Genomic DNA, 23,259 nt, shown 5'->3' on the forward strand with positions numbered 1-23,259 from the left:
GCGATGTCAGGAGCGCCCGCCCCGCCAACCCAAGACAGTGTCCTGGCAAGCCTCTCGTCCGCGGCCGATGCGGCCCGCCAGTCCTACATGAACGCCCTTACGTCGACCCCAGCAGGAACCGACCTCAGTCAACTCTACGCCAAGGAGATGGCGGCGCTGAACGCATGGTCGTCGGCTGAGGACAAGGCGCTTGCCAACGACCCGGCTGTCGCCGGCGCCCAGGGAAGCCTCGATGCGGCGACGAAGGCTGTTCGAAACGACCTGTCGAACTTCAAAGACGTCGCAACCTCGCTGACTGTGGTCGACAATCTGGTGAAGCTCGCAACGACCCTCAGCGGCTTCTTCGCCTAGCTTTGACACCCGCGCCGCCGCAGCGGAGCCCGCGTCATCAGAGTGCGAAGACGCTGATCTGCGCCGAGAATTGTCGGTCGATGACAGCGTTTCGACACGCACGGACCTCACGCGTCTCATCCAGGAGCGGCTGCTCTCGCCGGCGGCCGGGCTGCGCGCCAATCGCAGTTCTGTGCCCAATCGCTGACTGATAGTCTCCTGAGCAATCTGGCGTCCTGGACGGCTCCGTGGAGACGGACAATGACCGATCTTGAACACTTGCAAGTTCACCTAGGATCTCAGCTGGAGGCGAGCGGAGGCGTGTTCGATCGTCTCGACTACAATCGTCTGCGGTGCCTCGGCGTAGTTTTGAGGAACCGACCCCACGTGCATCCGGACAGCGACTGGGACTTCCCGCCTTCGTCACTCCAGGACTGGGTGAAATCTTACGAGGCAACGCGAGATGTCGTCCGAATGACAACAGAGAGTGGCTTGGCATCTCTGCTTGCAGCTAACGCCGACGCAATTCGGACATCACTTTCCAAAGATATGATCCCAGCAATCGACGCATTGGTTATCGAAGAGACGACTATCGAAGGGATGATCGCAGCAGCAAAGGTCAAGAACTTATTCACCAATGAGGGCATCGGAATCACGCTCTCGATTTCGCCAACCGGCGACCAGCTGGCTGAAGCACTCCGGGTCGAGCTGCATGAATCCATTCGATGGGCTGAAAGGCGAAAGGTCGACCCAGCGACGGGCGCCAAGCGCCTCCAACTCGGAGCCTTGATTGGCAAGGCGGCGGCCGGCGGCGCCTTGGCGACCGCAAACCTCGCGCTGGGCGCTTTAGCGGGTCTCCACGCCATGCCGTCTCTCAACCTCAGTTCGGTGACGATAGTGCTGGGGGTCGTCGGCTCGTCCTACACCGGGCTCGCTGGAGCTTGCGACGCTCTCAGGGCAATAGGTGAGGTGCTTGAGAAGTAAGATTGATTGCAACGCCGGCCCTTCGCTGGGCTCCGCTTGAAGGTTCAATGTAGTGGGTTTAGCCCTGATCCGCACCAAGAAGCGGGGGAGCGCTCTGTCCAAGAACTCCCACATTCTGGTGGGGGGCCGGCGAGGGCGAGGCACTCGTAGTGTCAGGAGCGGTTGGCAGCGACGCTTGAACGGCCGCTATGAGTCAGAAGCGATCCACGACACCAACGCGGTCGCCAACCGCCATCGGACCCTTCCGATGTTCCGGCCTCATCCGACCGCGTCGGCGGTTCACTAGCATGATCCCTCCGGCGACCATCGCAGTGGTGGCCACCGTGAAGATGAAGTGGACCTTGTCGATGCCCTGGGTCGTGTAGGCGCTCGCGACCGAAGGGCCGAAATACTCCGAACCAAGCCCGAAGAGGTCGACGGCCATGTATCGGGACCTGGGGACCTCCATCAGCGCCACGGTGATGCCGACCAACCAACTGCCGAAAAGCTCCGCGTAATAGGCGCTTACGATTTTCCTCGCGTAGGCGATGTCGCCGGAAACGTATTCGCTCAGTGCTTCAATCCTCGATCGGCCGATGTTTCGGAAGAGGAAGAGCTGCGTACTGAGAACGAAGGGAAGGATGTATGTCAGCATTATGCAGAGCAGCCCGGCGTATTTCGCCGTACCCATCAGGCCGAAGCGCCGCAGGGAGGCAGCAAACTGGTCCATCCCCAGAAACTGAAATTCAGCGGGTGCGACCAGGCACGCTGCGATGATCAGCACAGCCTCCGCCATGCGATGTCGAATGAGGATCAACGCCAAGCCGAATGCGGTGGCGGCCATCGACACAAGGACGGCCAGCATCAGGGAATTGAGGTACGGCAAGAAAAGGGCCCGCCACTCCCCGACGTCGCTCCCGGAGCCGGTTATGCGCACGAAAGTGAAGACGAGTGGCAACACGGCGAGGAGGGCAAAGGACCACGCCACCACAATGCATGCCTTGGATCGGACGAAGGCGGTCATGGACATCGGTCAGCCTTCCACCAGGCGGCTGGTCCAGCCTGACCAGCGCGCCATCCAGTGAAACGCCGCAATGAGACTGCTCAAGGCGACGACCATCAGCAGCAGGAGCTGTGCGGCCCTGAAGTCCTGCCCACCTAGCAGGTCTCCCACCACCTTGCCCACAGGCTGCACGCCGTTCGTCAGCAGCCCGAATTCAATGCCGCCAAACAGCGAGAAAGCGAAGATGCAGATCGCAGCCAGGCCGATCGAAGGGCCTAGCATTCGCAGCAGCAGGGGGGCGGTGGCAGGGAGCGTCTCCAGTTCTGCCAGGCTGTCGAGCGCCGCGCGATTCACCGGAGCAGCTGAGAAAGAGTACAGGCAGCCCCAGAAGAACACCGAAAGATAGGTGAACGACCAAAGGAGAACGATGGCGTTCTTGAGAAGGCCCGCGACAGAGAGGAAATCCCAGAACCAATAGAACGCGTAGGCCCGCAACACGGCTGGAATGAAGAAGGCGGCGGTCAGCAGGGCGCAAAGCCGCGCAAGCGGCGCAAGGCTGCGGCGGGTCAGGAAAACGGGCGCCAGGGCTGTGCAGATCAGCGTCGTGACGACGCTCATGAGAAGCGCCCAGCCCGTTGTCTGCAGGATAAGTGTCAATTCCGGCGAAGGCACGACTCGCCCGGATCTCGGGCTCGCGCCGATCGCCAGCCGCGCGATGGGATGAAGCCATCCAGCGAGCGGCGGCAGGAAGGCGAAAACGATCGCCGTTCGTCCGGACCAGAGCACGACCGCAGATGCTCGACGCCCCTTCATATCGTCCGCAGCTCGGCCCATAGAGCCTCGTAGAGCGCGTAGTTTCTCGGACGGGCGTTTTGCCAGTACACACGCCCCTTCATCTGCAGGAACTTGGACCGGACATGATCATCCAGCTGCTGGGCGTCCGGTAACCTGACTTGGTTGGTCCGGCTGCTCGTCAGGTCGAAGAACGACATGGGCCCTCGACGAAGGTCCGTGACGCAGCCTTCGGTCGGCACCATATACCCACGCATTGCGCCCAGGATGCAGCCGTACTCCCCGCTGAGCTGCCAGTTCACAAATCGATGCGCGGCGTCTTCCACCCCGGCGCCGCGATCGCGAACCCCGGCGTGGAGGACGAGGTTGTTCGACCAGCCTTCATAGCCCTCACGCGGCTGCGCATAGGTCACGTCGGCTGCCCCGCGATTGCGCGCCGCGTAGACGATAGGCTCCCAACCCGTCATCACCACGACCTTGCCCGAGGTGATGAGATCGACGCCCTCCTCCCAGCCGCTCCAGAACTTGTAGAACTGGCCGGCTCTTTTCTTCCGCTTCAGGAACTCCATGACGGCCTGCAGTTCGTCCGCTTCGAGGTCGCCGGGATCGCGAATTCGGGATAGGCCCTCGAGGTTGTTCTCCTTCATGAAGATCGCTGTGAATATGACGCTGTTCATCCAGGAGTCCTCCATGGAGGCGCGTCCCCGGAACTTCGGATCGAACACCGCGGCGTAGCTGTCCACGACGCCGGTGACGGACTTGCGGTAGATGATGGAATCCGCGTTCACGACGACCGGAATGCCGATCTGCGCGCCGTTGACCTTGAGATAGGGCACGGATTTCACCCAGTCCCAGATGCCATCCCATTGCGGAATCTTTGAAAGGTCCCAAGGGACGATCGCGCCGGCGCGGTACATTTCCGGCTCCGCCCCACCCTGGACCCCGCCGAGGTCGAACGTCCGAGCCGCGGTGCCGCTGACCATCTTCGCCAGCACGGGACCTAGGTCATTCCCGTTGTCCGTAAACTGGATACGGACGTTCGCCTCGCGCTGCGCCCTCGCCCAATTGCTCGGCCCGATGTCCAAAGTTCCGGTTCCCCAGAAATGTAGATCAACGGGTCGGTCACCGGTCCCTTGGCACGCCGCCAAGGAAAGGGCGGGCATCAACCCCAAGGAAATCAACAACTCCCGACGAGTGCCCCGCGTCATGCGAGATTTCCTCCCTGCGCTAATTCAGCCAGACCAAATCGCGGCCGTTGATGACGAGATCGACTCTCATACTGTTCAAGTTGGCGGTCGAACCGCGTGCAAGGTAGAGACCTCGCGCCGCGGCGAATTTCCCCGACGCGCGGCGGTCAGCGTCCGGCTCGAAAAGAATGAAATCGGCCTCCGGCGTTAGCCGCCTTGACCTGATGACGCCCGGCACCACCTGGATGACTTGGGATTCCTGGACCCGGGCCAGAGCCCGCGTCTTTCGGACCTCAAGGGCGGCAAATGGAATCCGCACCCCCGCTATCGCCGCGTCCGGCGGGTGTCGGCCGACCGCCAGCTTCAGCCAATTGTCGAGGACCAGCTCGGAGGGCGTCCGTCCGGTGATGCGGAAGACGTTCTGGGCACCCACCAGGCTTGCAGCGAGGAACGACAGGCCGCCGTTGTAGAAATCCGACGCGGCGCCGATCGCATGCTCCTGGCCCGCGGCGTCCAGGACGAGAATCCTGTCTGCGACCGAGAAGAGGAAGGCGATGTCGTGGGACACCACAACCGCGACGCTGTCCTTTCGCGCCATGCGCGCCTTCAGCACCGACGCGAGGGCGTTCTTCCGTGAGGTGTCCAGCGACGCTGTCGGTTCGTCCAGGAGCAGGACCTGTGGCGCTGCCGAAAGCGCTCGCGCGAAACCGACAAGCTGTTGCTGGCCACCGCTCAGCGACGAGGCTTGCGTCTCCATCTCCCCGTCGAGATCGAGCGCCTCCAGCAGCGGAGCGGCATTGGAGGTGTCATGCCCGCGCCGTCGGGCTGCATTGACGGCGATCTCCAGGTTGGCGCGCGCCGAAATCGCCTGGAGCAGTCCACCGTCTTGGAAAAGCGTCGCAACCCCCCGTTCTCCCGGCGACAGCCGGTCGACGCAGCGACCTTGGACGCTGAGGGTCCCCGCGCACGCGGGAATATGGCCGGCCATCGCACGCAGAAGCGTTGTCTTGCCTGATCCGTTGGGCCCGATGACGCCAAGCACTTCACCGTATTCTAGCTTAAAGGAGAACGGCCCTACGGTCCGACCGCTGCCGCCGACTCTCATGGAGAGGCTTGACAGCTCGACTGCCGCCGCCGGGGCCGCCTTGGTGACCAGCTCTGCCGGCGGCAGTACCAACCCCAGCCGGCAGAGTTCCTTGTGGATCTGACCCCGTCGATGAAAGCCGATCTCGGCTTCATAACCGAGGACGGCCAGCGCCGAGAGGAGCGAGATCTCCTGGACCAGGTATTCCGATAGAATCTGCACAGCCGGGTGCCGCTGATTGCGAATATCGTAGCCCCGAAGCACCGGCTGAAGATTGCGATAGGTCTGCGCGTGCAGCAGGCCGCGGAGCCCGGCGTTGTGCTCCAAGAGGCCCGCGACGCGCTGGTAGCTTTCAACATAGCTTCGACACTCTGCGAGGCGACTGAAGCTCACCAGCCTCACCGGTCCGGGCCATTGGACATCCTCGATCAAGCCCCGGAATTCGTCGACGGTGCGCGAAGGCAGGCCGAGTGTCTCGTCGTTGATCTTCTCGAGATCATCCAAGGCGACAAAGGTGATCTCGCAGAGGCGGCGCGCCTGCCAGTCCGCGAGCTGCCGTAGTGCCGCCGCGTCATACGCCTCGCCCGCCAAGCTCAGCAGGCAGGCGGCCTTCGCGGGGGGCGTCATCGCTGGCACCCCGAAAGCGCCAGTTGGTCGGCCGCCGATTGGAATCTGGCCGCATCGGAAACCTGACGATCAGCCTCCTGCCAACCCTTCTCGTCCGTCACGAAGACAGCCCCTGCCTTCGAAATGCGGCAGGCCTGTTCTGGGCTCAAGCCTTGGGCGCCGCCGAAATTCGCGCCACGGAGGTTGGCGCCCTGAAGCATGCTGTCTGCAACGCCGGTGTCTAGGAACCGCGCGCCGATGAAGTGCGCGTTGTGAAGGTCGGAACCCCTGAACCTCGTGCCCGTCAGAGTCGCACGGTCGAACGAGGCGCCGCTGAGCGCGGCGTCTTCGAACGAGACTCCGCTCAGGGTGGCCTCGTCGAAGCCGGCCCCGTCGAGGCCTGCATTGTAGAACTTGACGGAGCTCAGGATCGCCTTGCGAAAGCTCGCCCCGTTCGCGGCGACGGCCAGGAGCTCTGTATCCACAAGCTTTGCGCCCACAAAGGACGCGGCGACCAACTGGGTAGCTTCTGGGGTGACGGCGCCCTTCGTCCGCCGCCAACATGTGTCGAGATTGCTCTCCGGCTGCATGCGAGGCGCTGAAAAGACATCCCCTTCAAGCTGAGCAGCGTCGAACCGGGCGCCGCGCAGGTTGGCGCCGACGAAGCTGTCATATTCGAGCAGCGCCCCCGAGAAGTCTGAGTTCGATAAGCCGGAATACTGGAACTGGGAGCCCTTGACGTCGCCGCCCCGGAAGCTCGCCGCGGCAAGAGAGGCGCAGCTGAACCGGAACCGCACGATCTGCCGTCTCGGAAATTGGAACCCGTCGAAGACATTCGAGACCGACGAAGCGCCGCTTTCGTCTTGTGCCGTAGGAAGCCAGCTGTAGTCAGCCGAGACGTTTGCGGGACGCGATTTGGCGCTCTTGTCCCACTCGAGACCACCGATATTGTCCAGCGTGAGCAGTAGTTGGTAGCGCTCGAGCTCGCTGGCCGCCTCCTGTGTTTCACCCGTTGCCTTAGCGCCTCCCCGCATCGCCGGAAGATTCACACCTTCGAAGCCGTCGATCAGCGATGCCCGGACAAATTGCAGAACCCGAACTCGGGCTTCGCCGTCGCCGATAAGGCTGGCCTGAGCATCAGAATCCAGAGACTGCAGGGCTCGCAGGCCGACGACACGCGCCGTGCTGTTGCCGGAAAGCAGATTGGCTTGTATCCCGTTGATACGGGCTGCAAGCGCGTTTATCTGATCGGTCCGTTGCGCCGACCAAAACGACAGTAGGGCAATGCCTGTCGCCGCCACGGTCAGCAGGCCGCCCATTCCCTTCGCCGCAAGAGACCATCCCTTTGGCGTGCGAAGCTCGGCGATGTAGCTCGTCCACCAATCCAGCGCCATTTGCGACCCCCGACCTCTCGTTCAAAAGACGTGGTCAGGTCTGTGCGGCGCTGCCGGTGAGGGCCGCCAGCCCAATGAGGAACTCTGCCCCCATCACTTCTTCCCCCTTGCCCATGGTTAAGATGATGGTTCTCGTTAAGCGCGAATGTCAAATTTCATCGCGCTGGGAGTGAATGGCTCTTTTGCGAGTGCCGGTTAGCCGGTTTCTTAGTCGGTACGTGCGCAGTTCGTCGGCGCATTCCCGGTCGCAGTGAGATCAGGCCACGGAGTCGATCGGCCATGCGACCGCTGATCTGCGTCGAACCCTTGAGCAGGCCCGCGCCGCCCCATGCCTCCTAGTGCGCTTGGGCACACTCGGAGCTTGGCCAGGTCAGCGCCGCGTTCAGCAGATTGCCGAGGCGCACCCCGCCAAGCGCGACCTGCGCAGTCGCGATCTTCTGCGCGTTCGCGACGTAGGCCGGCGTCAGCGCGAAGGGTCCTTGGGATCCTCTCACGATCGGCGTCACATACGCGGCCTTGTCCGCATAGTCGTGGCTCTCCGAGGCCCAGACCCCCGCGTCCTTGATCGAGGTCTTCGCCGCCAACGGCGCGGGAAGTGCATCCGCGGCCGCCACAGAAATGCTGAGTTCCTTCGCCTCGACCTTGCTGTCGCCGGGGGCGCCGTCCCAGAAGCCATGCAGCTCCTTGAAGCCCGGGGCGCCGGTGACCACCACGTCGTTGCCGCCGGCGTCGTTGCCCTTGGCGGGCGTCGTGAAGTTCGGACCGAACTGCACGGCGATATGCAGCGGCTGGTGAACGTCGCCGACCAGATGGATCAGCCAGACCAGGTCGTAGGCCTTGATGTTGGTCGGCGTGGCGGGCGCCGCCAGAGCCTTCGAGAATGTCCCGATCCGCTCGATTGCGTTGATCGGCGGCGGCTTCTGGCCGGCGACCGCGGGCACCGCCTCGTCGGCGAAGTGCCAGTACTTATGCAGCCAGCCGTCCAGGCCAATGTTGTTCGCGACCTGCTTCTGGACGCCGGCTGCGGCCGCGTCATCGCCGTCGTTCTTCATCGGGGCGTTGTTGACCTTGACGCCTTGGGCCTTGATGCGGTCGGGCCAGGTCGCGGCATTGACGAACAGGGCTTGCCCCGCATCGATCCCCGTCGGGTTCTGCAGCCCGCGCGCGTATTCCGGCTCGCTCTTCAAGAGGCTCACCGCCCGGCAGCGCGCGCCCGGGGTCATGTGTTGCCACGCGACCTCGGCGGTCATCATGTGCCCCTGATTGTGCCAGGCCAGCGCCCCCGTCGCGCAGGCCGCAAAGCCCAAGGCGCAGACCAACGTCAGCTTTCGCATCGCACCCCTCCCCTAAGCGAAGGTGAGAAAGATACACGTTCCCCGCGATCTGCCCAGGGCCGGCGAAACCATGTTCGCTCAATAGTGCGAAAGCCATAGTCTGCACTGAGAACTGGCTAGTCGATGACGGCGTTGGCCAGGGACGGACACTGAGGACCGGCCGGTAAACAGACGGCGGTGTTGTCGCCTTCCGTTGCCTTTGTCACTACTGTGGTTGAGACACTCACTTCGCGCATGCAGCTCTAGCGCTTGATCCCGAACTCCCGCGCCGCGCGGTTGCGACCCATGCCAAGGATTGCATCGAGCCGCTTCCGCGTCAGCGCGGGCGCGTTGGCCCGCCGCTTGAGGTCATGATTCCCGCCATATTCGAGTAACTCAGCGTTGACGCGGCCTGCGGCCTGACTTCCGCCCCGCCGGAACAGCCGCTCCATGCACGCAGTTGGGTCGGGATCGGCGTGAATGATGTAGCTAGTCAGGGCGAGGGCGTACACCTCACCCTCCTGAAGCTGGAGCAGGTGTTCGTCGAGGGCCTTGGTGAGCCGCTGGGCTGCAGAGATCAAAGTCGACAAGTCGGTGAGCGTCGGGGGCTCACGCTGAACATAACGGTCCAGGGTGTCGACGATGGACACGCCGCCGTGCTGCGCCTGGAAGAAAGCTGCCGAATTGGCGAGCGCCCGACGCTCGGCAAGGCCCAGGGGCTTCTTGTCTTGGCCGTGGACAAATTGGTTGCGCCAGCTAATCAACAGTCGCATTCCCGCCAAATGTTCAGACCGGACAACGCCACGATAAAAGTCACAGAGGGCCTCTAGTCGCTCAAAGATGTTCGGGCGCGGCCTGCCTGCGCCAGGTTGGCGGCCATTGAGCGCGTCGTCGAGGGCACGATCGGTCAGACCGGGGACTTGGCTGGCGATCTTCATGTATCTATCGAGTCCATCGACCACGGCCACCATGGTCGCGCCCAGTGCGAAGTTGCGGGTCTCCATCCACTCCGTCGGCACCGCCGGCTTGCTCCAGGAAACCACAAGATCGGGCGGTTTGATGGGCGTGGCGGGCTTGAGGGTCTCTAGTCCAACCAGCAGGGTGTTAAGGTGGCGATTGGCGTTGCCGGCTGCCCGCCGGAATGTCAGTAGCGCCGGGGTTAGCTCGAAGCAGATCGAAGGCTCCGGCTTTTCAGGCTTGATCGCCGCAATCACGTGCCACGCCTCAGTGCAGTCCCGCAGAGCTGAACCCGGTGCTGGAATTTCGAGATCATGCACTCGCATCCTGAAGCCCACCGCCAGCGTTTCATCTGAGCTTTAGAGATTCAACAGCCGCTGGTGTGTTCTCACTTCGCCGTTCTGAATCGTTCCTTCCCGGTACCAGCTTTGAGGTATCCAGTCCGCCTCCGTGCGTCCCGATGTAAGGAAGAGCGCTAGACGCTCTCGAAAGCGGATGCGTCGGCCTACGCCCGCGGGCGAGGCAACTGAGAAAGCGCCTTGGGGTTGAGTAGGATCAAACCCATAGTATCGTTGTTCGCCGATCTCAGGCGGAGCCACCCAGGGGGCGGTGTGGAAGCGCCAACTGCGAAGAAGGTTTTCATCTCCTACGCCCATGCGGATGAGGAGTACCGCAAGGCGTTGGAAGGTCACCTCAGCGGCTTGCGGCGCGACCGCCTTATCGAGGTGTGGCACGACCGACTGCTTGGCGCGGGCGATGAAATCGATGGCTCAATTTCCGGCCACCTTGCGAATTCCGACGTGGTGCTGCTGCTGATCAGCTCAGACTTCCTCGCTTCGCCGTATTGCATGGACGTTGAGATGGAGGCCGCACTGCGGCGCGAGAACCAGGGTCTCACACGGATCATCCCGGTCATCGTCCGCCCCTGCGATTGGCACACCTCTCCATTCGGCAAGCTGCTCGCGGCTCCGACAGATGGCAAACCGATCTCCACGTCCGCCGACCGTGATGAGGCGATGCTCGATGTGGCCCGGATGATACGCGCGGCGCTCGCTCGCCCACGGGCGACCGAACCCGCAATCACCGATGCGCCGCAGGTCGTAGGACAGGTTCGCGGCTCCCGCGGGGCGAAGAACGAATCCGTCGAGGCTCTTATCGGGCGTGATGACGAATTGGCCTTCGCGTCGAGTGTCTTGAGCGGTCTGCGCGATGACGGCTCATCAGCCAAGTTCATCCTCATTGGTGGCGAGGCTGGCGCCGGCAAAAGTTCGCTGGCCGCAGCCATCTGCGAAATGGCCAGAGACAACGGCTACCGGGTGTTTGCGACGGCCTGCGAACCCTTCCACGAAGGCATGGCCCTCTTCCCGATTCGAGAGCTGCTGAGACAGGCGTGCAACGGACGGCGGCCAGGTGACGTCGTAGCGGAGCTCTACGGCGCCGGCTCCGTCGAGGCAGGACTCGCCCAGCTTTCAATGGACCCGTCCGCGGACCCTGAGACTCGTCGGGACGCGACAATCGGCACGTTCGCGAACCTGATCTACGGTCTCGGCCAAGACAGGTCGGGGGTGCCCCGCCCCCTTGTCATCAACCTTGACGACCTTGAATGCGTAGACACTGGAACAGCCGACGCGCTCCTTTGCCTACTTGCTCGACGCGCCGAGGGGCGAGTCGCTTTTGTCGGCGCGTACCGGACCGATTTGCTCGGCGACGCCAAGACCAGCTCCAAGGCCTTGGCGAGGCTCCTCGCCGCTGGAAGTCGTGCGCGGGACGGTTTCAAGCACGTCAGGCTCACGAATATTCCGCTCGATCGGTTGCCAGATCTGGTGAGTTCGGTGCTCCAGGGCCCGAATGAATTCACACCCCGGTTTTTCGAGCGGCTTCATCGTGAAACCGAAGGCAACCCCCTCTTCGTCCGAGAAGTACTCCACACGCTAGCGGCGGAGATTTCGGGTGAACCTGCAACCATCGCCATTCGGGACGGAGCTTGGCGCTTGCTTAGGCCGCGGGCGGAGTGGCGAATTCCCGCGTCGATTGAGGCCGCGATCCAGTGTCGATTTGAGATGCTCGATCCCGATCAGCGCACCGAGCTTGAGCGCGCCGCAGTCATCGGCCCACGCTTCTCATTCGAAATGATCCGCCAACTGTCAGACATGCCCGCAGCGCCGCTGCTGTCGACCCTGGAGAAACTCATTAGCTTCGACCTCATCCGCGAGGTGCAAGCCGGAGGCGACGCCTTCGCTTTCAGTCATGGAAAGATCAGGGAGGTTCTCTACGGCAGCATGAGCCGATCACGCCGGCGGCTCATGCATGAGGCCGTCGCGGACTGGATGCTGGCCTGCGAAGTCCTGATTGCCGACAACTGGAACGCCATGATTGCCGACCACCTCTACGCTGCGGGCCGGCACCGCGAGGCTTGTCCATTGCTATTGACCGCTGCACGGGATGCGATGTCAGCCTTCTCACCCATGGAGGCCGTAGGCCTCTTCCGGAAGGCGGAAGAGGCCGGTCGTGTCGGAGGATTTCCCGCAGGCGAGGCTCAGCTGCGAGTAGCTCTCGAGGAAGCTGAGGCGCTGAAGCAGGCGCACGACTACAGCGCGGCCCTTGAGCGGGGCGAATGGCTCATTTCGGCGCCCGGCGGTGACGTCGAGACTCAAGGTTGGGCCTACGATCTCGTTGGCGATGTGCTGATGATCCTTGGGCGGATCGATGATGCGCTGAATGCCTACGAAAAATCCGAGGCGATCGGTCGTACTCTTGACCGCGGGAATCTGCTGCTAGAGGCCGTGGCGGACGTCGCCGAACTCAGCTGCCGTGAGTTTGAACACGCCGCGGGCATCGACGCCGACCGCGCCGCGGCAATGAAGCGCCGATTTGAGAAGTATCTCGACGAAGAGGTCCGGCTTGCGGCGGAGAGTCCTGATCGACCAGCCCGAGCTCGCGCCCTGCGCAATGCGGCGAAGAGGTTGAGGATGCAGGGCGACTTGGAAGGCGCCATCCGCACTTACGAGCAGGCCCTTGCCTATGAACCGCCCGGCTCTTCGCCACATCGGGTCCTGATCTCCTACGCCAAGACCCTGCGGTTGGCGGGTCGGCCGCAACAGGCTGCGCAGGTCATCGACCGTGTGCTCGACTGGGCGCGCCAGGTCGGAGCTGTCCGCTCAGAAGCCATCGCGCGGCAGCACAAGGGCATAGCGCTGTTGCTTGGAGCCGCGTCCTCTTTGGATCGACGGCAACCTGATCAGAGCCTGCTGGCGGCCGCAAAGGTGGAACTGAATGAGGCCCTGAGACTGCACGAAGAGATTGGATACAAGAACGGTCAACGCGAGACCCAGATGGCGATCGGCGAGTGGCACCTGTTGGCCGGCGACTGCGCGACCGCGAAAACGTGCTTCAAGCTTTGCCTGGAGGACAAATCGGAGGACGCAACGCTGCTCAACGCGATCGAAAAGGAATTGCTGGCCTGCGGTGAGCCAGGACGTGCACAACTTGTGCGCCTCTACGGCACCGCCGCGGTGGGTCACACGCCTTGCAACTGATCTTGGTCAGGCATGGAGAGACGGAGTGGAATGCGCTGGGACGCTTCGTCGGAAGCACTGATCTGCCCCTGACGCCAAGGGGCGAACAAGAAGCGACGAACCTTCACCCCCGGCTCGTACAGCTGCTCGCCAAGTCTGACTTCCGTGTCTTCACGAGTCCCCTCTTGCGCGCGCAGCAGACCGCCGCATTGGCGCTACCCCAAGCCAAATGCGCCATCTCCAGTCACCTTCGCGAGTTTGACTATGGAGAGTTCGAAGGCGTCTCTTCGGAAATGGTTAAGCGCGAGCGGCCTGGGTGGGACATCTGGCGCGATGGCTGCCCCAAGGGAGAACGCCTTTCGGACGTCGCGACCCGCGCGGCAATGTTCTTGGCCGAATTGGCGTCGGACGACACAACGGTGGTATTTTCGCACGGCTATCTGCTGCGGGTCCTCACCGCTGTAGCGCTGAAGCTGTCACCCGAATTCGGCCGTCCGCTGCTCCTCGACACCGGGTCGATCTCAGTAGTCGCACAGGTACGCGGGCGCCGCGCGATTACGCTGTGGAACGCCAGAGACTAGTCCATGCGCTCACAGCAAGGCGGAAATCTGATCGTGGTTGCGCTCGCGGGTTTGCCCGGCGCCGGAAAAACAACGCTGGCCCGGACGCTCCAAGCGCGAGCAGGTTTTTGGTTTGTCTCGCGGGACGACATCCGCGCGGCGATGTTCCAGCCCTGCGACTTCACTAGCTGGGAGAAGGACGCCGCGTTCGAAGCAACATTGCAGGCGGTCGCCGCAAACCTCAGAGGTGGTCGCCGTAGCGTTGTCGACGGCGTCGCGTTTTCGCATCAGCGCGACCGCGACCAACTCAGGACCATTACTGAGGCAAACGGCGCGACCTTCCATCTGGTCCACTTGAAGGTGCCGATCTCGATCGCCCAGGAGCGCGTTGAAGCCGATCGATCCACCTCACTCATTGGCGATCGGAATGCCGCGCTCGTCGAGGAGGTCGCGGCGCGCTTCGAGCCGTTTACACCAGACACAATCGAAGTTGACGCCGTGCAATCCCCCGCCTTCGTCGCAGGGGCGGTATTCGCACATCTCAATCTGTAGCAAGACTCTGCCCGTCGTGGTGCGCCTTGAGCGCGGGACGATGGAGCAGACCTCTACGAGTCATGAGCCGAAGTTCGCCCCAGCGGCCTTCTCTTCATGGTGGAATTCTAGGTTCGCCCGGACGTCCTCAAAGGCCCCCGGCAGGTGCTCGCGGTGTGCTCGACAGATCTCTTCGCAACACCGCGGCCTAGATTCACCCCACACCCTTGGCGATCGTTGGCGTGGTCCGAAACCACCTTACGGGGACCCTTGGAAATCTGGCACAAGGAAGTCATGGATCCCGCCGTCGCCCCGGTCCGTAGCCGCCTGATGTCGCGTATCCGCCGCGCGCACACGAAACCGGAACGCGACGTCCGTTCTCTGCTGCATCGCCTGGGCTATCGCTATCGCATCCAGCTGAAGGGCGTACCGAGCCGCCCCGATGTGGCTTTCCCGAGGCGACAAATGGCGATCTTGGTCCACGGGTGCTTTTGGCATCAACATCAAGGATGCCACCGAGCTCGGCTTCCCGCGACGCGGCGTGACTTCTGGAGGGCCAAGTTTGAAAAGAACATCGAGCGCGATGCGCGGCTGCAAGCGGCCGCCGAGGCTCAGGGATGGTCCTTCATCGTGATCTGGGAGTGCGAGACGGAAGACATTGCCACATTGGGTACTCGCCTGGTCCGATTCTTGGGGCCAACGCGCTGGGACTCCGGCAGGGCTTGTTGACCGACGGAGGGTGAAGCTCGGCTTGACTTGCGTCCACGACGCAAGCTGAACTCACTGTCCGACTTGGACACACGACATCGTCGTCAGCGCCAGGTGTACCCGGAGAGGCCATGGCCAGGACCCTGGGGCTCAAGGGTCGTCCCGACCGCACAGACTTTGCGCGGTACGTCGCCGCCCTACCGCCCTCCAACTTCCGTCTAGGCCTGACGCACGTCACCACGGGCTACTTTCTCCGCGACATCCTTGACGCCAAGAAGATCACCGCGATGTCGGACTGTCCCGTCTTGGGCAGACCCTTGGTTTATGCCTTCTATGGCCGTCCGGCGTATCGAACCAAGCATGCTGATACACCCAGCGACCTGCCTTTTCTGTTCCCTGCGGTGCTGATCCTCGACCCAGACAAGGTCCCCAGACCAAGACACGTGTTCGGTTTCGACAGCGGCGCCTTTATCGCCGGGCTCATGGATGACTATCTCGACCCTTACATGCCGCTCTTTGACTTCCATCTCGAGCCCAACGTCCAATCGGCCGCACGCCTAGCGCAAACCTTCTTCCGCACGCCCCGCGACTTCCTGAACAACAATCCGACCACCAGCGTGTCGGTCCCCGCCGGGAACTTTGAAGCCGTCAGTTTCAGCAAGATGGTGTCTGCGAACGGCCGTGGCGCCAACCAACTCGATGATCGGGTCTCGACGCCCGAACTGATCTTCGACGAAATTCCAATCGAGGATTGCGTCAGAGCCGCAATCCTGCCGGATGCCTTGGCGGCCGACCCGGAGATCGGGGGCCGGATCGAGGGCATGGGCGTGCAAGTGAAGGACTACGAGTGGTCCGGCGCGTCGCGGCCTTCGGAATACCACCGGACGATTCGTAAGATCGCCTACGGTGTCTTCGAAGATCTCAAGTGGCTCTGACAAACAATGATCCAGGGGGGCTGGATTTCCCCTTCGAGGGCGAGGTGCTTTCGGTCGCCGTCCCAAGCTGGCTGCGCCCCGCGTTCGCCATCCCGGTCGTGAGTTTCGGTTCCGGGTCGAACACCCGTTATGTCCAAGTCATCGACGCCCACGACCGGATTGTCGGCTTCTCGCCGTTCGACGCGCCGAGCGCTTCTCTGGCGCCTGCGGACACGCCCGCCAATGGTGTTCAACTGGACGGTCCCGCGCTGCACGCGGTCGTGGGCCTCGCTGGCGAGATCCATGTCGGCACGCGCATAGACCTGACTGCGACCGTTTCAGGTTGGGTTCCAGAAATCCCGTGGCCCGTGACGCGCCTGGCCTTCGCTGATTTCGTAGGCGACGAACGAGCGATCGTCGCGGCGGCTGACGCCGCTCTAAAAGACAAAGCGACGCGGTCGAGCAAGCGCGAAGCGTCGATTTGGTTCGCAAACGCCGTTGTGTTCCCGCGAATACAACGCGGCGCATTGCAAGCCGCCACAACGGTTGCCGGCCGGGCCAAGCTGGAAGCCGCACTTGATGAAATGTCCATCGAGGTCTCCACCACGGACATCGTGGCGCACCTTCCGCCGCTCCTCGCGGATCTCTTCGATGGAGCGAACGTCCGAGCGGCCCCTGCCTTGGCCATGGCATCCAAACTCGCGATGCTCGTCTCGCCAGGTGGCCTTTCTCTGACGTCGATCGAACCGACAGAAACGTCCCGAAGGCGGCGGGTCTACTCGCAGCGACGCAGGAAAGAAGCCAACCGCCCGGACAAGAACCCAGCGTCGTCGCCCTCGAAGTCCCGTGGCCCACATCCTGCCTCTTTCGGACCTGCCGCGTCTGCTGGGCTTCGGCAAGCTGCCGCGGAGAAGATGTCGGCGAAGCTGGGGCTGACACTGAAGCGGCGGCGCGGATCGCTGTACGAGGCAGACGATGGTGACCTGCGGGTCGTGATCTCGACGTCGCGACGCTACAATCGCTCCTACCAATCCTATTGGTATTGTTTCTACGATGTGCAGAGGGAATACCTGCTTGGGCAGCCTTCGAACTATTTGCTGCTCGGCGCCATCGACACTGGTCGGGTCTGGGCTGTGCCGGCGACCGAAGTCGAACGGATGGCACCCTTGATGAACCGCACGAAACGCGCCAATGGCCAGACGTATTCGCATATTCTCAGCAAGCTCGTGGGCACTCGCTGCGTGATCACAGCTGGCGGCAAAGAATTCGATATCTCGCCCTATGAGATTTGAACCTTGGTCTGCGCAGGGATCGAGCGCATGGGCGCGGTGATGGTGACACGGCGTTGGGATTAGTGAATAGCGATGCATAGAGATCATATGCCGACGCGTCCGGCCGCCGGTTCGCTCATGGCTCGCATCAAAGCGACGATCCAATCACGGGGTACATCTGAAAGGGTCGCCGCAGCTGAGATTGGCGTCGGACTCTCCACGTTGCAGATCCATCTGGCCGGCGAGCACGTTCGCAGCGACTCCGCACAAAAGTATGAGAATTGGCTGGCGGGGCGGCGCGACACTTCGAACGTGTTCGTGTTGCAGGCCGTTGAACCCGATATTGAACCGGAAGACGCGCTGGAGTCGCTTCCAGATCCACCCGCAAATCCTCGCCTCGTCGTGGATATCTTCTCGGGGTGCGGCGGATTGAGCCTCGGCTTCGAAATGCTGGGCAGCGGCAAGCACTTCCGCACAGTCTTGGCCCTGGATATCGCGGCCGCTCCGATCGCGACCCTCAATCGCAACGCGGCCCTGCTGGGCCATGGCGATCATCCAGTGGGTCGAACGATCGACCTGACTGAGTTCATCAATGAAGCAGAGTTCCTGGCTTTCTATCTCCAGCATTCGGCTCGCGTCTTGGGTGAGGGAAGCCTCAGCGTCGCATTGCACAGCCTGCGGAGCGGAGCCTTTCCTGGTTTCCTAGATGCGATCGCTCATGCCGATCGAACCTTCTTGGATGAGCTCAATGAAGTGCGATCCGGCTCCGAATGGCGGGCCTCCTATGATCGCATCGACCACCAGGCGTTGAGCCAAACATCGGTCGTCGGCTTCCACGAGAAGCTCCGCCTGCCGCGCCCGTCTTCAAAGGTCGCAGGCTTGCCTTCACTCCTCTGGAGCGAGCGATGCGGCGACCTTGGACGCATCGGGACTCGCCAACCAAAGTTGCGGGCGTCCCGAATTGAGGATGCACAATGGGAGTGGGATCAGGAGGTTGCCAGTCTCGTACTCAAACAGGAGGCTGATGGATGCGGTCAGCTGACGGCGTCGGCGCGTCGGGTCTCATCCTTCGTCACCTTCCTCGATAGTCCTGGGATGAAGGCCGTGCGCGAAGTCTGGGTTCGATGGCGAGCAAGACGGATGGCACTGCGCAGCGACCTCTTCTTGGAAGAGGCGTTCGCTGCTGGTCTGAGAAATCTCTATCGGGATACGTCCAAGGTGTCGGTCCTTGTTGGCGGGCCGCCATGTCAGGGATTCAGTCGCATCGGGCGCGGCAAGATACGGAGCCTTCGGGATGCCCGAGTGCATGCGCACGGAAGCGCAGAGGCAGGCGACGCCCGGAATCTCCTTTTCCAGCAGTATGTGATGGTCTTGGGCGCTCTGCGTCCCGACGTATTCCTGTTCGAGAACGTCCAACACTTCCAATCGGTCGTGAAAGCGGACGGCGTCGAGTTCCAGGCCACCGAGGTCTTGGCCGAGGCCATCGCCAACGTATCCGACGGGGAGGTGGCGTACCAAGTCGCCTCGGACGTGTTGGACGCTTCGAAATATGGCGTCCCGCAAAGCCGGCAGCGCTACTTCATGGTGGGCGTTCGTGTGCGGGCGAGTGAGGAGGCGGCCTCTCGGGACGCCGCGGGCTGCTTGACGCTGCGTCGCGACCGCGAAGCGGCCCTGTCGCTGGCGCTCGCTGGATTGCCGGCGCCGGGCGTCGTCGGAGGCGGGATCAAGGCCAGCGCGGTGATGTCGGCGCACACCTTGGTGGATGACTCCGTTCTGGGCGAACACCCCTTCGCAAAGTGGGTTCGCCAGCCCCGACACGGGACGGACAACGTGCCTGCCGCTGTGGACGCTCATGCAGCACGAGCTGCCCGGGCCGACGACGCTGCATTCTTCGGCCTCTTGGGGCCTGGGAGGCGGTGGATGGACTACCGAGCCGACGCGTCGGAAACGGCACATCAGATGCGCCGCTTAGTCCGCTCACTGGCTTCGTTATCGCCGCGCGAATACGAGCAGGTAGCGGCCATAGCGCAGCGGGACGGGGATTCCTTCCTTAGTCTCGCGGCGCTCCGGGACCTCGAGAGTCGCATCGATGGTGCGTTGCCGTTGCGGCTCCTTCTTGAACATGCCGGCGAAAAACTCGGCGCGCGCCACCATCTTCTCAGCCCGAAATATCTGGCGAAGCGGGAAGGAAACCACGGCGATTGGGTCTCCCGCATGGACGGAACCCGTCCAGCGAAGACGATGGTCAGCCACATGGGGAAGGACACATACGCCTACGTCCATCCGTCCGCGCCAAGGACGATCTCGGTTCGAGAGGCCGCGCGCATTCAAAGCTTCCCGGACTGGTTTGCGTTCGGTGATGCGGCGTTGACCGATGCGTTCAAAATGATCGGCAATGCGGTCCCGCCGATGCTCAGCCATGCGATCGCGGCGAAGGTCGCGCACGTTTTGAGCCGCCGCGAAACCGTGAGATCGCGACGAAAAGCCTGACGAAGGTGCTGACCGTCTGGATCCGGCCATGGGCGGCGCTGGTTTCATCGCGCCGGACTCTCCGGTTGGCCGCGGAAGCTTCGAGTTAGGGGATTCGACAAGAATCTCCGCCGCCATGTAGTTTCGGCGTGGTTGAGGAGGTGCGCGAATAGATGTCCGAGGACGACGCGCCACAACTACGCTTCCGTCCGCGTGCGAGGATCATACGCACGATCGGCGACCAGCTGATCAGTGGCCCAGAAGCTGCGGTCATCGAGCTGGTGAAGAACGCCTACGATGCCGACGCTTCCGAGGTCTCGGTCAAATTCTTCCCGCCGCTGACCGTCGGTGCCGGACGGATCGTCATCACCGACGACGGCCACGGCATGACACTCTCCGACATCGAGGAGAAATGGATGGAGCCGGCGACGGCCGCGAAGGTCGTCGGCCGCAGATCACCCAAGAAGGATCGGGTGATGATGGGCTCCAAAGGCATCGGTCGGTTCGCCGCGGCGAAACTTGGCGGAAAGATGGGCCTCTCGTCGGTAAGTGGCGACGTCGCGCCCCGCGATGAGGTCCTTATCCCGGAGATCGATTGGTCGATCTTCTCCAGCGAAGCCTACTTAGACAAGGTCGCGATCGATTTCTTCAAGCAGAAGACCGAGGTCGCGAGCGGGACAGAGATCGAGGTCAGGGAGCTGAACGAACCCTGGCCCGAAGCCAAACTTCGGAAGCTCCATGTTGAGCTGCGCAGACTGATCCCGCCGCTGAAATCGGGGGACGAGGATAGCGGCTTCCGAATCTACCTAGATCTCTCGGAACTCACACGCGAGACGGCTGGATTTGACGGCGCGACCATCGGCCAAGTCGCCGATGCCGACGATGTAGTGACGGACCCGCGCGCGTCCTACCGGGTCCGCCCGTTACCGCTGCTTACCAACTGCGACTACGAGGTGGAAGGCGCTTTCGACGACGAAGGCCGCTTCATTGGCACGATGGAGATCCGACGCGGTGGCCAGGCGCCGGCATCGATCGATGTCGCAGTTCCACCGAAGGAAAAGGCCGAGGAACGGGCGGCGGAGGACTGCGGGCCGGTCGGCGTCCATCTCTACATCTTCGACCGGGAGGTCGAGACGCTCAGATCCAACTTCGCCCGAGCCGGCGCAGGAGCTGTCACTGCGAGCGAAGCGCGTCAGATGCTGGACGATATCGCGGGCATCGCGATCTACCGGGACGGCTTCCGAATCCGGCCCTACGGGGACCCAACCAACGACTGGCTGACCCTGGACAGTCGCCGCGTCCAAACCCCGTCGCTTCGGATCGGCCACAACCAGATCGCTGGGTACATCACGCTCGAAAGTGACAGCGTGACCCGGCTGGTCGAGCGAAGCAGCCGCGAAGGCTTCGAGGAGAACGCAGCCTTCGAACGCTTGAAACGACTGGTCACGACCTTGTTGGCCGAAGTCGTCGAACCGCGCCGCCAAACCTTCCGCGACAAGGCTGGGATATCTCGCCGCCGAACCACGACCTTCGACGAGGTCCGAGAACTCTCGCAACTGAAGAAGCTGCAATCTCTCGTCAATGATCTTCCTGAGGAGAAGCGTGCTGCTGCTGCGATGATGATCGCGCGAGAGTCCGACGAACTCTCGAAGAAGATCGAAGCGCTTCAGGAACGCCAACGCATCTTAGAGGCGAATTCATCGCTCGGCGCGATCATCGGCGAGGTGCTGCACGAGGGCGCGACTCCGGCCCACTACATCCACACGACCAGCCAACGTCTTCAGACGCTCTATCCCTTCGTCCGCCAAGAAGGGGAGCGCGGCGACACCGCGCGCGCGGACTTCCCGAAGAAGCTTCACATCATGGAGACCAACGGCGGAAAGCTCGTCGATCTCTTCAGCAGCCTCCGACCGCTGGCGGGCGGCAAGCGCGGTAAGGCCGTGAGATTCAGACCCGCCGACGTGATCTCCAAGGCGGCCGACCTCTTTAGTGTCCGCGACGCGGTGATCACCATTCACGACGGATTCAACGCACCCGCGGTGCTCGGCTATCCAGGCGACTTGAGCACTGCTGTCGTCAATCTGTTCAACAACTCCATCTATTGGCTCGGCCAAGCCCAGACCGAAGACCCGCGGATCGACGTGTGGTTCGAAGCACATGGGGAAGTCCTGTCGATCTTCGTCGACGACAACGGGCCGGGTATCCGCAAGGAATTCGGAGAGCAGATCTTCGACGTCGGATTCACGCTGAAGGATGGAGGCACCGGGCTTGGCCTGAACATCGCCCTTGAGGCGCTGCATAGGTCAGGTGCGACCTTACTCAGTCATCTGGACCACAGGCCGGGCGCGCGGTTCGAGATCCGTTTCAAACTTTGAGAGCGGGGGCTCTGTGGACACCAAACATATATTGTTCGCCGACGACGACGAGGCCCCGCGCGACCTGTTCCGGGACGCCGTGAACGAGTGGAATGAGGCCAACCAGCCTCGCCAGTTCGTGGCCGACTACGCCTCAACGGTCGAAGATGCGCAGGCCAAATTGAAGCTCACTCGCTTCGACTGCGCATTGTTCGATCTACGTCTACCCAGCATCGGGGGCGGCAAACCACTACCTGCCGGCGGCAATGATTTGGCGCAGGCCGGCCTTCAGGACAGTGGAGTTCCCGTCGCGATCATCACCGCGACGGTCGATGATGTGGATCGCGATCGCCCTGGGCATGGCCTGTTGGAGGCGTTCTACAAGGGGGCTGGAACGCCCTACGCCGATGCCCTGTCCTGGTTCGCGGACCAATGGGACCTCATGGACACGCTGGCGTCGGTGCGAGGCCGCATGCGCGTGTCGGGGGCCGAAACGTTCGTGCGCCGCATCTGGCCCTCCTGGCAGGACTACAAGCGGAAGCTCGGGACGGAGGACCAGCTGACCGCGGTGGTCACCCGCCAATACGCGACCCATATCGCCGAACTCCTCGGCATGGATGGCGACGCCAATCCCGCCTGGCATCCCTTCGAGAATTTCATCAGCCCAGCTCTGCTCGAGCATCGCGCCCACACGGGCGATATCTTCACGTTCGGCGAACAACTCTGGGTCGTTCTCTCGCCGCAATGCGACATGACCGTCGGAAAGATAGATGATGTCCTATTGGCCTACTGCGATAGGGCTGGATTGCAGAACTGGACCGAAAAGGTCGCGGCTCTGAGCGCAGTGCCGCCTGGCCAGGCGCTCTCAAGCAGTCTGGCTAAGTATTTCACCGGCCTGGTGAACCAGACAGAACCGTCGAAGCATTTCCTACCACCGCTCGGTCCGGGCGGACCCTTGTACGTCGACTTCAAGAAATTGATGACCAAACCTCTGGCGGACCTGAACTCAGAGGCCGGCTTGGCCACACGTGTGGGCTCCGTCGCCCCCGCCTTCCTGCCGAACCTGACACAGCGTTTCGGCTCCTACATGAGCCGGCCGGGACAACCGAACATCGATATCTCCCATTTCGCCGATCCTTAGGGTCCGCCACCCTAAGGTCAATCGCCAGGGTCCCCGCTTGGCGCATTGAGTTCGATCAGAAGGGTTATCGCGCCTTTCACTCGCCGGGTCGGCTTGTAGCTGGAGCGCCGTGTTGGTAGGCGAATGCGCGTTGCCCGAGTCGTGGAATTGGTAGACGCGGCTCGATT

The 23,259-nt window shown here is 62.6% G+C and carries 18 protein-coding genes; 11 read left to right on the top strand and 7 right to left on the bottom strand.

What is annotated here, in order from left to right:
* Positions 1-3: 3 nt before the first annotated feature.
* Positions 4-351 (top strand): hypothetical protein, encoded by a 348-nt coding sequence (locus VKQ35_RS19155; protein ID WP_324364322.1) that lies wholly within the window; start codon positions 4-6, stop codon positions 349-351.
* Between the two features lie 240 nt (positions 352-591).
* Positions 592-1,314, top strand: coding sequence for a hypothetical protein (locus tag VKQ35_RS19160; RefSeq protein WP_324364323.1), 723 nt, complete (start codon positions 592-594; stop codon positions 1,312-1,314).
* 193 nt (positions 1,315-1,507) lie between these two features.
* On the opposite strand, the gene VKQ35_RS19165 is transcribed toward VKQ35_RS19160, so the two are convergent.
* From VKQ35_RS19165 to VKQ35_RS19195, 7 genes are all read right to left on the bottom strand, one after another.
* A complete protein-coding gene (locus tag VKQ35_RS19165) occupies positions 1,508-2,323 on the bottom strand; it encodes a hypothetical protein (protein ID WP_324364324.1) in 816 nt (271 codons plus the stop codon).
* Between the two features lie 3 nt (positions 2,324-2,326).
* Entirely contained in the window at positions 2,327-3,082 is a 756-nt protein-coding gene (locus VKQ35_RS19170) for a hypothetical protein (RefSeq protein ID WP_324364325.1), read from the bottom strand.
* A gap of 23 nt (positions 3,083-3,105) precedes the next feature.
* A complete protein-coding gene (locus tag VKQ35_RS19175) occupies positions 3,106-4,296 on the bottom strand; it encodes an ABC transporter substrate-binding protein (protein ID WP_324364326.1) in 1,191 nt (396 codons plus the stop codon).
* A gap of 19 nt (positions 4,297-4,315) precedes the next feature.
* Complete coding sequence (locus VKQ35_RS19180; protein ID WP_324364327.1) at positions 4,316-5,986, bottom strand: ABC transporter ATP-binding protein; 1,671 nt, start codon at positions 5,984-5,986, stop codon at positions 4,316-4,318.
* Complete coding sequence (locus VKQ35_RS19185; RefSeq protein ID WP_324364328.1) at positions 5,983-7,359, bottom strand: pentapeptide repeat-containing protein; 1,377 nt, start codon at positions 7,357-7,359, stop codon at positions 5,983-5,985. The genes VKQ35_RS19180 and VKQ35_RS19185 overlap by 4 nt, the downstream gene beginning before the upstream one ends.
* 335 nt (positions 7,360-7,694) lie before the next feature.
* Positions 7,695-8,693, bottom strand: coding sequence for a S1/P1 nuclease (locus VKQ35_RS19190; protein ID WP_324364329.1), 999 nt, complete (start codon positions 8,691-8,693; stop codon positions 7,695-7,697).
* A 242-nt stretch (positions 8,694-8,935) separates the two neighbouring features.
* Positions 8,936-9,886 carry a hypothetical protein gene (locus tag VKQ35_RS19195; RefSeq protein WP_324364330.1) on the bottom strand — a complete coding sequence of 317 codons (951 nt, stop codon included), beginning with the start codon at positions 9,884-9,886 and terminating at the stop codon, positions 8,936-8,938.
* A gap of 315 nt (positions 9,887-10,201) precedes the next feature.
* Between VKQ35_RS19195 and VKQ35_RS19200 the strand changes: the two genes are divergently transcribed.
* The 9 genes from VKQ35_RS19200 (at position 10,202) to VKQ35_RS19240 (ending at position 23,092) form a co-directional block, all read left to right on the top strand.
* A complete protein-coding gene (locus VKQ35_RS19200; protein ID WP_324364331.1) occupies positions 10,202-13,165 on the top strand; it encodes an ATP-binding protein in 2,964 nt (987 codons plus the stop codon).
* Positions 13,156-13,725, top strand: a complete 570-nt coding sequence (locus tag VKQ35_RS19205; protein WP_324364332.1) for a histidine phosphatase family protein — start codon at positions 13,156-13,158, stop codon at positions 13,723-13,725. The genes VKQ35_RS19200 and VKQ35_RS19205 overlap by 10 nt, the downstream gene beginning before the upstream one ends.
* Positions 13,726-13,728: 3 nt before the next feature.
* Positions 13,729-14,256 (top strand): AAA family ATPase, encoded by a 528-nt coding sequence (locus VKQ35_RS19210; protein ID WP_324364333.1) that lies wholly within the window; start codon positions 13,729-13,731, stop codon positions 14,254-14,256.
* A gap of 249 nt (positions 14,257-14,505) precedes the next feature.
* Positions 14,506-14,964 carry a very short patch repair endonuclease gene (locus VKQ35_RS19215; protein ID WP_324364334.1) on the top strand — a complete coding sequence of 153 codons (459 nt, stop codon included), beginning with the start codon at positions 14,506-14,508 and terminating at the stop codon, positions 14,962-14,964.
* A gap of 110 nt (positions 14,965-15,074) precedes the next feature.
* Positions 15,075-15,878 carry a hypothetical protein gene (locus VKQ35_RS19220; RefSeq protein WP_324364335.1) on the top strand — a complete coding sequence of 268 codons (804 nt, stop codon included), beginning with the start codon at positions 15,075-15,077 and terminating at the stop codon, positions 15,876-15,878.
* Positions 15,869-17,149 carry a hypothetical protein gene (locus VKQ35_RS19225; RefSeq protein WP_324364336.1) on the top strand — a complete coding sequence of 427 codons (1,281 nt, stop codon included), beginning with the start codon at positions 15,869-15,871 and terminating at the stop codon, positions 17,147-17,149. Before VKQ35_RS19220 ends, VKQ35_RS19225 begins: the two co-directional genes overlap by 10 nt.
* Before the next feature lie 87 nt (positions 17,150-17,236).
* Entirely contained in the window at positions 17,237-19,618 is a 2,382-nt protein-coding gene (locus tag VKQ35_RS19230) for a DNA cytosine methyltransferase (protein WP_324364337.1), read from the top strand.
* Positions 19,619-19,770: 152 nt separating this feature from the next.
* On the top strand, positions 19,771-21,972 hold the full coding sequence (locus tag VKQ35_RS19235) for a sensor histidine kinase (RefSeq protein WP_324364338.1): 2,202 nt from the start codon (positions 19,771-19,773) through the stop codon (positions 21,970-21,972).
* Positions 21,973-22,003: 31 nt separating this feature from the next.
* Positions 22,004-23,092 carry a response regulator gene (locus tag VKQ35_RS19240; protein ID WP_324364339.1) on the top strand — a complete coding sequence of 363 codons (1,089 nt, stop codon included), beginning with the start codon at positions 22,004-22,006 and terminating at the stop codon, positions 23,090-23,092.
* Positions 23,093-23,259: the final 167 nt, after the last annotated feature.

Source organism: Phenylobacterium sp. (assembly GCF_035309685.1).
In the GTDB taxonomy this organism is placed as follows: domain Bacteria; phylum Pseudomonadota; class Alphaproteobacteria; order Caulobacterales; family Caulobacteraceae; genus Phenylobacterium.

What these genes read in the sequence shown, in the direction of transcription:
- VKQ35_RS19155 (WP_324364322.1), top strand. Translation starts at nt 4, where the DNA reads ATGTCAGGAGCGCCCGCCCCGCCAACCCAAGACAGTGTCCTGGCAAGC.
- VKQ35_RS19160 (WP_324364323.1), top strand. Translation starts at nt 592, where the DNA reads ATGACCGATCTTGAACACTTGCAAGTTCACCTAGGATCTCAGCTGGAG.
- VKQ35_RS19165 (WP_324364324.1), bottom strand. Translation starts at nt 2,323, where the DNA reads ATGTCCATGACCGCCTTCGTCCGATCCAAGGCATGCATTGTGGTGGCG.
- VKQ35_RS19175 (WP_324364326.1), bottom strand. Translation starts at nt 4,296, where the DNA reads ATGACGCGGGGCACTCGTCGGGAGTTGTTGATTTCCTTGGGGTTGATG.
- VKQ35_RS19180 (WP_324364327.1), bottom strand. Translation starts at nt 5,986, where the DNA reads ATGACGCCCCCCGCGAAGGCCGCCTGCCTGCTGAGCTTGGCGGGCGAG.
- VKQ35_RS19185 (WP_324364328.1), bottom strand. Translation starts at nt 7,359, where the DNA reads ATGGCGCTGGATTGGTGGACGAGCTACATCGCCGAGCTTCGCACGCCA.
- VKQ35_RS19190 (WP_324364329.1), bottom strand. Translation starts at nt 8,693, where the DNA reads ATGCGAAAGCTGACGTTGGTCTGCGCCTTGGGCTTTGCGGCCTGCGCG.
- VKQ35_RS19210 (WP_324364333.1), top strand. Translation starts at nt 13,729, where the DNA reads ATGCGCTCACAGCAAGGCGGAAATCTGATCGTGGTTGCGCTCGCGGGT.
- VKQ35_RS19220 (WP_324364335.1), top strand. Translation starts at nt 15,075, where the DNA reads ATGGCCAGGACCCTGGGGCTCAAGGGTCGTCCCGACCGCACAGACTTT.
- VKQ35_RS19230 (WP_324364337.1), top strand. Translation starts at nt 17,237, where the DNA reads ATGCCGACGCGTCCGGCCGCCGGTTCGCTCATGGCTCGCATCAAAGCG.
- VKQ35_RS19235 (WP_324364338.1), top strand. Translation starts at nt 19,771, where the DNA reads ATGTCCGAGGACGACGCGCCACAACTACGCTTCCGTCCGCGTGCGAGG.